This is a genomic window from Novosphingobium sp. MMS21-SN21R (assembly GCF_031846015.1).
Lineage (GTDB): Bacteria > Pseudomonadota > Alphaproteobacteria > Sphingomonadales > Sphingomonadaceae > Novosphingobium.
The window spans coordinates 98629-111169 of record NZ_JAVRDU010000003.1; the positions used below are offsets into that span (position 1 = coordinate 98629).

14 protein-coding genes are annotated in these 12541 nt (G+C 63.2%); 11 read left to right on the plus strand and 3 right to left on the minus strand.

The window, feature by feature from the left end:
* Window positions 1-151: 151 nt before the first annotated feature.
* Window positions 152-1303: an aminoglycoside phosphotransferase gene (locus RM192_RS16650; RefSeq protein ID WP_311508753.1), complete on the minus strand. Its 1152-nt coding sequence runs from the start codon at window positions 1301-1303 to the stop codon at window positions 152-154.
* A 224-nt stretch (window positions 1304-1527) separates the two neighbouring features.
* Here RM192_RS16650 and RM192_RS16655 point away from each other — a divergent pair, with 224 nt between their 5' ends.
* The 5 genes from RM192_RS16655 to RM192_RS16675 are packed head-to-tail and all read left to right on the plus strand — an operon-like array spanning window position 1528 to window position 4169.
* A complete protein-coding gene (locus tag RM192_RS16655; protein WP_311508754.1) occupies window positions 1528-1968 on the plus strand; it encodes a limonene-1,2-epoxide hydrolase family protein in 441 nt (146 codons plus the stop codon).
* A 42-nt stretch (window positions 1969-2010) separates the two neighbouring features.
* On the plus strand, window positions 2011-2406 hold the full coding sequence (locus RM192_RS16660) for a hypothetical protein (protein ID WP_311508755.1): 396 nt from the start codon (window positions 2011-2013) through the stop codon (window positions 2404-2406).
* Between the two features lie 2 nt (window positions 2407-2408).
* On the plus strand, window positions 2409-3056 hold the full coding sequence (locus RM192_RS16665; RefSeq protein WP_311508756.1) for a hypothetical protein: 648 nt from the start codon (window positions 2409-2411) through the stop codon (window positions 3054-3056).
* Window positions 3057-3085: 29 nt separating this feature from the next.
* On the plus strand, window positions 3086-3325 hold the full coding sequence (locus RM192_RS16670; RefSeq protein ID WP_311508757.1) for a helix-turn-helix domain-containing protein: 240 nt from the start codon (window positions 3086-3088) through the stop codon (window positions 3323-3325).
* 43 nt (window positions 3326-3368) lie between these two features.
* A complete protein-coding gene (locus tag RM192_RS16675) occupies window positions 3369-4169 on the plus strand; it encodes a glucose 1-dehydrogenase (protein WP_311508758.1) in 801 nt (266 codons plus the stop codon).
* Here the strand turns inward: RM192_RS16675 and RM192_RS16680 are convergent.
* Window positions 4166-5173, minus strand: coding sequence for an NADP-dependent oxidoreductase (locus RM192_RS16680; protein WP_311508759.1), 1008 nt, complete (start codon window positions 5171-5173; stop codon window positions 4166-4168). The genes RM192_RS16675 and RM192_RS16680 overlap by 4 nt on opposite strands.
* Before the next feature lie 6 nt (window positions 5174-5179).
* Window positions 5180-6838, minus strand: a complete 1659-nt coding sequence (locus RM192_RS16685; RefSeq protein ID WP_311508760.1) for an FAD-dependent oxidoreductase — start codon at window positions 6836-6838, stop codon at window positions 5180-5182.
* Between the two features lie 171 nt (window positions 6839-7009).
* On the opposite strand from RM192_RS16685, the gene RM192_RS16690 reads away from it, so the two are divergent.
* The 6 genes from RM192_RS16690 (at window position 7010) to RM192_RS16715 (ending at window position 12517) form a co-directional block, all read left to right on the plus strand.
* Window positions 7010-7408, plus strand: coding sequence for a nuclear transport factor 2 family protein (locus RM192_RS16690; RefSeq protein WP_311508761.1), 399 nt, complete (start codon window positions 7010-7012; stop codon window positions 7406-7408).
* Window positions 7409-7510: 102 nt separating this feature from the next.
* Window positions 7511-8590 carry a TIGR03857 family LLM class F420-dependent oxidoreductase gene (locus RM192_RS16695; protein WP_311508762.1) on the plus strand — a complete coding sequence of 360 codons (1080 nt, stop codon included), beginning with the start codon at window positions 7511-7513 and terminating at the stop codon, window positions 8588-8590.
* Window positions 8591-8693: 103 nt separating this feature from the next.
* Window positions 8694-9902, plus strand: a complete 1209-nt coding sequence (locus RM192_RS16700; protein WP_311508763.1) for a sulfotransferase — start codon at window positions 8694-8696, stop codon at window positions 9900-9902.
* Window positions 9903-9907: 5 nt separating this feature from the next.
* Window positions 9908-10696 (plus strand): SDR family oxidoreductase, encoded by a 789-nt coding sequence (locus RM192_RS16705; RefSeq protein ID WP_311508764.1) that lies wholly within the window; start codon window positions 9908-9910, stop codon window positions 10694-10696.
* Window positions 10693-11958 carry a hypothetical protein gene (locus tag RM192_RS16710; RefSeq protein ID WP_311508765.1) on the plus strand — a complete coding sequence of 422 codons (1266 nt, stop codon included), beginning with the start codon at window positions 10693-10695 and terminating at the stop codon, window positions 11956-11958. Before RM192_RS16705 ends, RM192_RS16710 begins: the two co-directional genes overlap by 4 nt.
* A 19-nt stretch (window positions 11959-11977) precedes the next feature.
* Complete coding sequence (locus tag RM192_RS16715) at window positions 11978-12517, plus strand: VOC family protein (protein ID WP_311508766.1); 540 nt, start codon at window positions 11978-11980, stop codon at window positions 12515-12517.
* Window positions 12518-12541: the final 24 nt, after the last annotated feature.

Genomic DNA, 12541 nt, shown 5'->3' on the forward strand with positions numbered 1-12541 from the left:
TTTGCTGCGGCGATTGCTGCGCAACAAAAAGGGCGCGTTCCGTAAAGGAGCGCGCCCTTTTCCGTGTGCAACGGTTGCGTGAAAAGCCAGCATGGAGGCCCACCCCACCGCCTCCCGCAAGCCGGGGGCGGTGGGGTGGGCAATCAAGTGTTCACTCGCCGAGCAGGATCTTCCACGTATTGAGGTCTTCGCCAGCGGCAAAGAAGCGCTCGTTCATCGGCAAGCCGTTCTGGCCCCAGTAGTCCATGTTGGCGACCCACGCCTGAATGCCGTACATCACCCAGCGCGGGATTTGTTCGTTCCAGATCGTTTCAAGGTCGATCACGTCGGTCGCGCCTTCCTTGATCAGGCAATCGCGATAGTGCGCGACGAGATCCTTGTGGTGATGGCGGCGCTCCTCGACCGTGAGCGAACCGACGGTGAAGTAGGTCAGGTCGCGCCATGGGCGGCCCCGGCGGCCAAGCTGCCAGTCGAGCCACATGCGCTCGCCCGAGGGCAGGATATAGGTGTTGCCCTGGTGGCAATCGCCCAGGATCACGCAATAGGGAGCGTTGAACGCACGCTCGTATTCCGTGAGCTTGTCATAAGCGCGCGAGACGCGTTCGGGATCGTCGAGATAATGCTGCGGGGCGATGGCGCGGAAATTGGGGTCCTTAAGGTTTTCACCGATCCAGTGCCACATGATGCGGACCTGATCGTAATCGACCGGAACGCCCATCGACGTCGGCAGCCAAGGTGCGGCTTCGGGTGTGATGAGCGGGCTGTTCCACAGACCGCCATGCAGCTTGGCAAGATCTGCAAGGTTGCTGGCGATCACGTCGATGCCGCTGTGCTGTGTGCTGTGGCCGAACTTGCCGCCAAGATCGATCAGGTCTTCGAGCACGACAACGCCGCGGCCCGAACCATCGTCGTCCCAGTCGGAATAGTAGCATTTGGCCGTCTGGCAGGTCAGCTTGTCGGTGAGGAAATGGTAGAACCGCGCTTCGAGCGCATGAATGTCGACATCGTCGAACATGCCAGACCAGTTGGACTTGATGCACAGATTGCGCGGCAGGCCGGCGGCGATACCGGCTGCGTTCCAGTCCACCGCGACTCGCAGCTTGGTGGTGTGGCTGTCGAACAGCTGGACCACTTCCATCTTTTCCGCGACGACGCCGGGATACTTGTAGGACATGAGCGTGCCCAGCCACTGCGCGTCCGGCGTGAAGCGGCCGGTGGGCAGCAGTTCGGTGCGGGCGGGGTAGGGGCGCGGGACCGGGTTCTGGTCCACCACCCGCTTTTCCTTCACTGTTTCCTGCGTCATCAAACAATCTCCTCTCTCAAGCTTGTCGTGCGAAATTCCGGGGAAGGGCTGCGACAGCGTTGCCCCGGCATAAGTCCGTGCGCGGGTCTGATGCGCCCGCCTTCAGACTGTTTCTGGCCGAGCCAGCGGGTTTGGACCCTGCCAACAGGAAGGTGTGAAGCCTGTCCCGGACTGACCAAATTGCCCTATCAGCCGAAACAAGCGGCGAGAGGATGGAGCCAGCTATGTCGAACAGCAAGGAAACTGCGGTAAGGAAATTTCTGGCGCTCTTTCACACGACCACGCTGGACCTCGACAAGATCCGCGACGCTCTTGCGCCCGACGCGCGCTGGCAGGCGGTCGTGCCGCTGGCGGAAGTGGTCTATGGCGCTGAGGGCATTTGCCGCGAGGCCGAACGCCAGTACCGGATCTACAAGGACTGCGACTGCGAATTGCTCAACATCGCCAGCAGTGGTGATACCGTGTTTACCGAGCGCGTCGACCGTGTGCGCCTGCTCGAAGGCGGCAAGGAAGTGATCACGCACGTTGCGGGCATCTTCACGGTAAACGACGACGACAAGATCGTGTTCTGGCGCGAATATTGGGACATGCTCGATATCGCCGACCAGATCGGCATCTCGGGCGAAGACATGCGCACCTTGATGGATACCCAGGTTGCGGCCTGACCCAGATTCGGACTGACACGCCCCCTTGCAGGAGAAACCGGTTTGAGCACCAATGAGGACGCCTGGAAGCAGGGCTGCGAGACGGTCGATGCCGTCTATGGTCCCGGCTATTCCGAGATGATGCAGCCATACAAGGACCATCGCTTCAATCAGGAAATCGTGAACAACCAGTTCGGCAACTTGTGGGCCGATCCGGCGCTTACCATCCGCGAAAAGCGACTGATGGTGCTGGGGCTGACCACCATGCTTGGCCGGCCCGACCTGATCGAAACGCAGATGACGGGTGCCCTGCTGAACGACGAGTTCACGCCGGAGCAGCTGGAATTCATCCCGCATTTCCTGCTGTTCTATGCAGGTGCCGGCAACGCTTCAGCGCTGTTCCGGGGGATCGAAGCGGCCAAGGCCAAAGTCCAGGCCGCGAAGAAGGTGGACGGCTGACGATGATGCAGCACCTCGCATTGTCGGAATCCAGCGCCATGCTGATCCGGCCGGAAAGCGACTGGTCGGTCCACAACCGCGAGTTCGTGCACGATTTCGAGATCGTGGCGCGCTTTGCCTCGCATGACCTCACCATGGATATCCGGCAATACGAATGGGTGCGCCCTTCCGCAGGGCACTTGCTGCCGCAAAAGCATTATCTCGACATTTCGCTCGATGGCAGCTTGCGCCGCAGCCTGTTGCAGTCCGAGCGCTGGGACGAACCGCAGTTTTCCGGCGGCGTGCTCTACCTGCCGCCCAACGTGCGGTACTGGGGCCAGCCCGCGCTGGAAAAGCGCAACCTGCTGTGCGTGTCATTCGGCGATGCGTTTCTTGACAACGTGTTCGATGGCGAGAATCCGCTGACGGCTTCCGTTCCCCATGCCGACATCCAGAACGTGGCACTCCGCCGCTATCTGCTGGCGATGGCGAGCGAACTGTCCTCGCCCGGCTTTGCTGCCGGGACGCTGCTGGAATCGCTGGCGGTGGGGGCGACGGTGGAACTGGCGCGCTGGTCGCAGCTCGTGTCCGATCCGGGGGCGGGCTGGTGCTGCCGCATCAGGCCAAGCGGATCGAGGAATATATCCGGGGCAATCTATCGAGCGCGCTGAGCATTTCCGACATCGGCCGCGCCTGCGGGATGAGCACGCGCAATGTGGCGCGGGTGTTCAAGCAGGCGACAGGCGGCAGCATCGGCGATTTTATCGCGCGCTGCCGCATCGATCTGGCCAAGGAACTGCTGGAATCGGACAATTTCCGCATCAAGGAAGTCAGCTGGCGGTGCGGTTTCCGCAGCTCGTCGGCGTTTTCAGCCGCGTTCCGTGCAGCCACGGGCATGACCCCGCGCGACTACCGGCTGCGGCCCGGAATGCTGCAGTAAGCAGCCCGCGCAATCACATTTCTGACATCAGGAACAGGATATTATGAGCAGACTTGCAGGTAAGGTGGCAATCGTCACCGGCGGTGGCGGTGGCATCGGATCGGCCGTTGCGCGGCGACTGGTCTCTGAAGGCGCGCGGGTTGCAGTGGCGGATATCTTCGAGGAATCGGCCAAGCGCGCGGCCGAGCCACTTGGCGATGCCGCAATTGCGGTACAGTTCGACGCGGCCAGCCCGGAATCGGTCAAGGCGCTGGTCGAGCGCACGGTCAGCCACTTCGGCAAACTGGACATCCTGCACAACAACGCAGCGATGACCGACCCGGTCAAATCGGCGCAGGACACCACGGCCACGGACATTCCGATGGAGATCTGGCAGGAAATTCTCGACGTCAACCTGACCGGCTATCTGCTGGGATGTCGCTATGCGATCCCGCACATGATTGCGAACGGCGGCGGGTCGATCGTCAACACCGCGTCCAATTCGGGCACGGCGGGCGATCTGGCCCGCATCGCCTATGGATCGACCAAGGGTGCGATCATCACGCTGACCAAATATGTCGCCACGCAGCACGGCACGCAGAACATCCGCTGCAACAGCATTGCGCCGGGTGTGGTGCTGACCGAAGCGCTCGACAAGACCGTGCCGGGCCTGAAAGACATCATCAAACGCCATATCCTGACGCCCGAATTCGGCACGCCCGATGATATCGCCGCGCTTGTGGCGTTCCTGGCGTCGGATGAATCGCGCTATATCACGGGCGAAAACATCTCGATTTCAGGCGGCGGGCTGATCCATCAGCCGCATTACGCCGATCTCAAGGCCTTCATGGAAGCAGCCGGCTAAACCAGCTGAACGATCCGCTTGCCCCGGTTCTCTCCCCGGTACAGTCCGGCCAGAGCATCGGGGCAGGCCTCGATACCGGTCAGCAGGTCTTCCTGATAAGTCAGGCGGCCGTCGGCGATCCAACCGCGCAAGGTGCCCACGGCTTCGTCCAGACGGTCCATGTGATCGAACAGGACGAAGCCTTCCATGCGTGCGCGCTTGACCAGCAGGTGCCGCTCCACGCGCGGTCCATCGGGCCACGGCACCCAGCGATCGTAGGACGCCGTGCCGCAGACGACGACGCGCGCCTTTTGCGCCAGATGCCGCATGACCGCGTCGGAAATCGTGCCTGCGGTGTTGTCGAAATAGATGTCGACGCCACCCGGACATAGCGCGGCCACGCGCGCGCCGACGTCTTCCGTGCGATAATCGATGGCGGCGTCATAGCCGAACAGATCAACGCAATCGCGCACTTTGGCGGGGCTGCTGGTGATGCCGATGGTGCGGCAGCCATGGATGCGCGCGATCTGGCCGACCGCCGAGCCGACAGCGCCAGCGGCAGTGGAGACGACAACGGTCTGGCCGGGTTTGGGCTCACCGATGGTGGTCAGGGCGAGCAGCGCGGTCGTGCCATTGAGGCCGAGGATGCCCAGCGCCATCTTGGCTTCGGCCGGCGATGTGCGCTGGACGATGCGGTCGGCGCTGACGGCGGCATAGTCCTGCCAGCCGAACCAGCCTGTCACGAATTCGCCGACCGCATAGTCCGGGTTGCGCGAGGCGACGATTTCGCCCGAACACAGGCTGCGCATGACGTCGCCGATGGCGACCGGCGCGGAATAATTACCGACATCTGCGATCCAGCCACGCATGGCGGGATCGACCGACAGGTAATGATTGCGCACGAGGATTTCACCCGGCGCAGGTTCGGGCACCGCAGCGTGAGCGATGGCAAAGTCACTCGCTTGCGCGACGCCTGCTGGCCGGTTGACCAGCAGGACGCGGGCATTGATCGCGTCGGGTTTCATCGTGTCCTAGCTGGCGAGACTGCGGGCGGCGATATAGCCCAATGTCATCGCCGGGCCAACGTTGCAGCCATGCGCCGGGGCGTTGCCGCGCCAGAGCGAATTGGCGTCGAGGCCGGCCGCATGCAGGCCGGGAATGACCTTGCCCGAGGCGTCCAGAACCCGCGCTTCGCCATCGATGCGCAAGCCGACCGTGGTCGAGCCATCGCCGGGAAAGATCTTGACCGCATAAAACGGAGCGGTTTCGATCGGGCCGAGGCAGGCGTTAGGGGTGTGGCGCGGATCGCCAAGATCGCGGTCGAGCGCCGAGGCGCCTTTCTGGAACTCGGGGTCCACGCCGGTCTTGCCGTAGGTGTTCATGGCCGATGCCGTCTTTACCAGCGATGCGGCATCGACGCCGATCTTTCCGGCGAGTTCGACCAGGGTCCCGCCTTCGATCAAGTAGCCGGCTGCGACCAGCTTCTTGATAGCGCCGCCGCCGGGAAGCGAGAGGCCGAGGCCGTACTTCTTGACGAAGGCAGAATCGGCCACCAGCCATGCCGGCACCGCCCCTGCCTTGTGCATGTATTCGACGAAGGTGTTCGAGGCTTCGTTGCCGAAGCGCTTGCCCGATTTGTCGACCGCGATGCAACCGGGCTTGGCCATGTCGATCAGGTGGGCGTAGATCGCCTTGGTGCCATCGGGCTTGATCATCGTCGAAACGACCGACCACACACCGTTGGCCACGTTTTCGCCATCGATGGTGCCGCCCGCTTCAAGGCCCATGTTCATGCCGTCACCGGTGTTGCACCCGGCCATGATCGAGATGTGCTGATCGGGGTAGGGCATATAGGCGCGGCGGAGCTGTTCATTGGCCGAGAAGCCGCCAGTGGCCAGCACAACGCCCTTCTTCGCGGTGAGGTCGAGCGCCTTGCCATCGCGCTCCACGCGAACGCCGGTAATCCCGTCAGGCCCACCGATGAGGCCGGTGACACCGGTATTGCGCCAGAGCGTGACGCCTGCATCGTGGGCCGAGCGCAAAAGGCGCGCCGCCAGCGCGTTGCCCATGGTGATCCGCGAGCCGCGCTTGCGGCCCATCATCTTGTCGAGCACGTACTGGCCGACGATCTTCATCATGTAGAACATCGATTTGGGCGACGATTTCATCGCATCGAGGTGCGGCAGATCGGGCAGATCGACCATGAAGCCGACCGGCGCGTTGAATTCACTGCGGGGCAGGCGCAACTGGTCGGCATAGCCATTCAGCTTCTGCGTGCGGTATTCAAGCGGGCGCAGCAGGCGGCCATCCTTGCTGGCGCCTTCGATTTCGGGGTGCCAGTCGGGCGAATGGTCGGCGAGCGCGAAGACGACTTCGGTCTTGTCTTCCAGAAAGCGGACCATTTCGGGGCCGGCCTGCAAGTAGGCATCGAGCGCCGGGGCGTTCAGCTTTTCGCCGACCAGCGTGCCGATGTAATTGCGCGCCGCGCCTGCCGGTTCGGGGATACCCGCGGCAAGCTGGTGGTGGTTGCCCGGAATCCAGATACCGCCGCCCGAAATGGCGGTGGTGCCGCCGAACACGTCGGTCTTCTCGACGACCAAGACCTTGAGGCCCTTGCGTGCGGCAGTGACGGCGGCAGTAAGTCCCGCAGCGCCCGATCCGATGACGATGGCATCCCACTCGTTGCTCATACATTCCCTCCAGGTGGGGCCATTGGCCCTCCAGGCAGTCCATTGGCAGGCCTGCTCCATGGTCGCGCACGCTATCGGCGGTTTATCGGCTATGACCTACCGCAAGGAAGGCGGCTGCCATTGCAAGCTCGTGATGATCTGATTTGAATTGCATAAAAAGGGAGAGCGAAGATGGCCACGATCACCAGCGACGACCGGATCGCCATAGCCGAATTGTTCGCGCGCTACTGCCACCGCGTTGATCATGGCGATACGGCAGGATGGCTTGAGCTGTTCACGCCCGACGGCACGTTTGAGGTGGCAGGCGCGATGCGGCTGGAAGGGCATGAGCAGGTCGGCGCGATGCCAAGTGTGGTGGCCGAGCATGGCGGCGGCAAGTGGCGGCACCAGATCACCAATATTGTCGTCGATGCAGGGACCGATGCCGATACCGCGCTGGTGACCGCCTATGGGCTGGTGACCGACTGGGGCAACGAGGGCAAGCCGATGACCTTTTCCGACTATGCAATCACCCTGAACCGCCTGGACGGCGTGTGGCGCATCCGTTCGCTTCTGGCGACGGCGCCCTGATACTATGCCTTGAAGGGCAGGGACCGGCAAACCCTGTCAGGCGATAGGGGGCTTTGCGAAAGTCATCCGGCACGGCAGCATGAATTCAACAAGGTAGAGACAATGACGCAGATCGAACCCGGCGCACAGGCACTTTTCGACAAGTTCGGAACCTATATCCTTCCGGGCCGGGTGAGCGATCCGCGGCGGGGCATTGAAGAGGCGATCGAGGCCGAGCGGATCGGCCTTGGCTGCGTGTGGATTTCCGAACGTTTTGCGCTCAAGGAACCGGCAGTGCTGGCGGGCGCAGTTTCACAGGCGACCTCGAAAATCCGCATTACCGGCACGTTCTATGCCACGATGCGCCACCCGATCGTTACCGCGAGCACGGCCAACCTGATGCAGGCGATGTCGGGCGACCGCTTCCGTGTGATGTTTGCGCGCGCTGTGCCCGCATACATGAAGATGATGGGCGCTGCGCCGATCACCATGGACCGTCTGGCCGATACCATCTCGATCATGAAAAGCCTGTGGGCCGGTGAGACGGTGAAATACGACGGGATCATGGGCAATTTCCCCAACCTGAAGCTGACCGACAAGTATGACGGCCCGTTGCCGCCGATCATCTTTACGGCCATTGGCCCCAAGTCGCTCGAATTTGCGGGCAGCCATTGCGACGGCGTGCTGCTGCATCCGTTCGTATCGCCGCAGGGCGTGCGCAACAGCGTCAAGATCGTGCGTGATTCCGCCGAAAAGGCCGGGCGCGATCCGATGTCTGTGCGCATCTATCACAACATCATCGTCGCCCCCGATTTGCCCAAGGACGAGGAAGACGCGGTGGTGCGCGGCCGCGCGATCACCTATTTCGAACTGCCCGGCTTTGGCGACCTGATCGTCGAGATCAACGAATGGGACAAGTCGGTGCTCGACCAGATTCGCGCGCATCCCAAGATCGCCTGTCTCAACGGCAAGCCTGCCGATCAGGCCTATACCCGGCAGGAGTTGGTCGATGTGGGCGAACTGCTGCCGCAGCAGTGGATCGACGAAGGCGCCGCCGTGGGCACCGCTGCGCAATGCGCCGACCAGCTGATGGCCTACCTTGACGCAGGCGCAGACGAAATCCTGCTCCACGGTGCTGGCCCCAAGGACATGGGGCCACTGACCACCGAACTGAAGCGCGCGCTGGCCGCCAAGGGCTTCTGAAACTGCCCTTTCCCCCGGCAGGTTGCGATGCGGTCTGCCGGGACGAGCTTTATTGGCGCACGGTCCCGAAAGCGGAACGGCGTCTGGGATAGGGAATGACGTTATGGCGCTGGCGCAAGCATCCGAAGCAATTGCCCCATTGGACCCTGACGCGCTGATTGCCGACGCGCAGGCGCAAACCGGCTATACCGATTTCGGTCCCGACCTCAGCTTCATGACCGGCTTTCACGAACTGGTGAAAGCGGTGGAGGCGATGAACCCTCCGGCGCAATTGCGCGCCACGGCCAAGGCCAACATTACCAAGATCCTTTCGATGCGGCTGCGCATGGCCGAAGATGACCGTAACCACCCTGAAATCGCCGCGCAGAATGTGGGATCGCCGCTGATCGTGTGCGGATTGCCGCGCACCGGCACCACGATCACGTATGACCTGCTGTGCCTTGATCCGGCAGCCCGCGCGCCGACCGAATGGGAATGGTACATCCCCTGGCCAGCTCCGGAAAAGGCCACCTTTACCACCGACCCACGCATAGGGCAGGTGCAGGCGATCTATGAAAACTGGCTGGCCCATGCGCCACAGCTTGCCGATATTCAGCGCATGGATTGCACGCAGCCCGGCGAGTGCAACCACGGCATGATGATGCATTTTGCCAGCACCAACTTCCCCGCCGAACTCGGCGTGCCCGATTTTGCCAAGTGGCTGCTGAGCACGGTAGCCGAAGGGCAATATGCCACGCACAAGCGTCTGCTCCAGCAGTTCCAGTGGAAGGGGCCGCAAGGGCGCTGGACACTGAAATCGCCGCAGCATCTGTTCGATCTGCCGGGTCTGGTCGAGGCCTATCCCGGCGCAATGCTGGTGTGGACGCACCGCGATCCGGTACTGACGTTCTCGTCGCTGTCGAGCATGATAGCGGCGTTTCTGGCCGCCGTGGGCGCGGACAAGGACTTGAAAGCCGTGGGCCGCAGCGTGTTCGAAACGTGGAGCGAAGGGCTCGAACGCGGCCTCAAGGCCCGCGATGCGCGTCCCGACATTGCCGAACGCATAATCGATCTGGGGCATAGCGAGGTCGTGGCCGATCCGATGGGATCGGTCCGCCGCATCTACGACCGCTTCGGCCTGCCGTTCACGCCCGAACATGAAGCGCGCATCACGCACTTCCTCGCGCAGAATTCGGCGGCAAAGCGGCTGGGGCGCCACAAACACAGCGCCGAGCAGTTCGGTATCGATCCGGACGAAGTGCGCGAACGCCTCGCCCCCTATTACGCGCGGTTCGGGCACCTGCTGGCGCCCCTTCCCACAAACGCAGGGTAATCCCGATGAGCGTACTCGACCGTTTCCGGCTGGATGGCCGCACCGCAATCCTGACCGGGGTAGGCCCCGGCGTGGGCGAACATGTTGCCAAGGCCTATGCCGAACTGGGCGCAAACGTGGTAATTTCCGCGCGCAGCCAGGACCGGCTTGACCGCATAGCCGGGGAAATCAACGCGCGAAGCGAGGCTGGGGGTGGCGGACGGGCGCGGGCGGTTGCGGTGGATGTGGCCAACAAGGCGGACCTGCAGAAGCTGGTCGATACCGCGCACGATGCGTTCGGGCCGATCCACATCGTGTTCAACAATGCAGCTGCGGGCGTGATCTATGCCCATGATGGCGGGCTGTGGGCGAACACCGACGAGGTGTGGCAGACCGCGATGGACGTCAATGTCATGGCGACTTGGCGGCTGGTCGAAATGACCGAGGCCGACATGAAGGTCCACGGCAAGGGCAGCGTGATTTCGGTGCAGAGCTGCGGCGGGTTCACCCCGATCCCGCCGGCGGTGGCCTATGGCGTGAGCAAGGCGGCGCTGCTGTTTCTCGTGCGCGAACTCGCCAAGACGCAGGCCCCGCATACCCGGATCAATTGCCTCTGCGTCGGTTCGATGAGCCCCGATGGGCAGGAAGCTGAAATCCATCGCGGGCTGGGTCTGGCCGAGCGCAATGCGATCAAGCGCTTCGGCGCGGCGGACGAGGCAGTGGGCGCGGCGATCCTGCTGGCGAGCGACGCGTCGAGCTACACCACCGGCAGCACGATCTTTACCGAAGGTGGCCGCGTGGGGACGATCTCGTGAGCGCGAACCCTCTATGGACCGACGATCAGGCCGAGGCCGAGCGGCTTTCGTTGCGTCTGATTGAGCGCGCCGATGTGCGCGCCGCGCGCGAGACGCAACGCATTGCCATGCGCGCGCACCCGCTGGCCGCGACTGTCGACGGCATTGCCGGGCTGGACCGCGCGCTGGATCAATGGGTTCTGGGCCTTGCCATGCGCGAGGCCAATGGCGATCCGGCCGATCCCAAGGTCGTGTGGAACATCAGCAACGCCCCGCGCAACTGGTTCGGCCATGTCTATCAGGGCGCGGCGGTCGCCATCGACAATCCCGACAATTTCAACCGCGAAATCCCGATAGACGGCGACGGCAACTACGAGATCACGATCCGGTTTTCGGATGATCCGCCGCAGCTCAGCATCGTGCTGGAAGTGGAGCCGGACCATCACGCCGGGCTTGGCCGCAATCTGGGCGCCTTTACGCTGCAGGATTTGCGCGATCCGGCAGCGCCGACCGCTCCGGTGGTGGTGACGGTTGGGCCGGGCGAGGGGGGGCGCCATCATCTGCGGTCCGAGCCGGGCAAGCTGCATCAGGTCTATACGCGCGACAGTCAGCGTGACTGGAACCAGATCCCGGCGCAAGTTACCGTTCGCCGCATCGATCCGCCCGCCGGGCACCGCCCGCGCACCGAGGACGAGATTGCCGCCAAGGTCATCGCCGATCTGCCCGCATGGGTCCATTTCTGGAGCCACTTCAAGGATGATTTCCTGGGGCTGCCGGAACCGCACAAGTTGGTCGGTCCCAATGGCCGTGATGGCGGCTGGGGCTATCTTGCGGGTGGGCGTTTCAGGCTGGATGACGGCAAGGCGCTGCTGGTGACGATCGATCCTGCGGGCAGCTATTATTCGGGGTTCCAGATTGCCGATCCCTGGACGATCTCGCCCGATCCGATGGTGCGTCTGGTCAGCCTGAACAGCACGCAAGTGGCCGCCAGCGCCGATGGCACGCAAAGCTATGTGCTGAGCGCGGTCGATCCGGGCGTCGCAAACTGGATCGATACCACCAAGCTGGCTGAGGGCTGGATGATGATCCGCTGGCAGGGCGTGCCGCCGACCGCCGATCCCGCCACCTTCATCCGCACCGTGCAGGAATTCGGTCTTGCCGATGTGGACACAGTCGTGCCCGCAAGCGTGCCGCGCATCGATATTGCCGGACGCCGCGCGCAGCTGATGAAGCGCGCGCGCGATCACGGCACGCGCACACGCGCTGCCGACTGGCTGCCCTGAACAACAAGGACTTCGACCGATGCAACCCAGCGGCTCCGTTCTCGAACTCTGTCAGGTCGTGGCCGATCTGGAACCGGCGCTGGATCACTGGACCGGGACCATCGGCGCGGGGCCGTTCTTCGTGTTCGACGTGCCGGTTCTGCCGGGCCAGATCTATCGAGGAGCGCCCACGCAGGTTTCGATGAAAGTGGCGTTCGGGTTTTCGGGCGGGCTGCTGATTGAACTGTTGCAGCAGACCAACGACGGCGCTTCGGTGTTCCGGGAAATGCTGGAGAGTAGCGGCCACGGCTATCACCACGTGATGCTGCGCGGACCGTATGATGCCAACTTCGCGCGGCTTTCGGCCAGGGGTCATGCAGTGGCTTTCAGCGGGCAGATGCCTTCGGGCGAACGGTTCTGCCTGTTCGATACGCGGGCGACCGATGGCGCGTTCATCGAGCTGATGGAAATATCCTCGGCGATGGAGGAATCGCTGTCGCGGATGCACCGCGCGCATCTGGCATGGGACGGCGTGACCGACCCGGTGCGCGGGCTGGACCGTCTCGCGGAATTTGCCTGACCGCTCACCCTGACGTTCGATAGG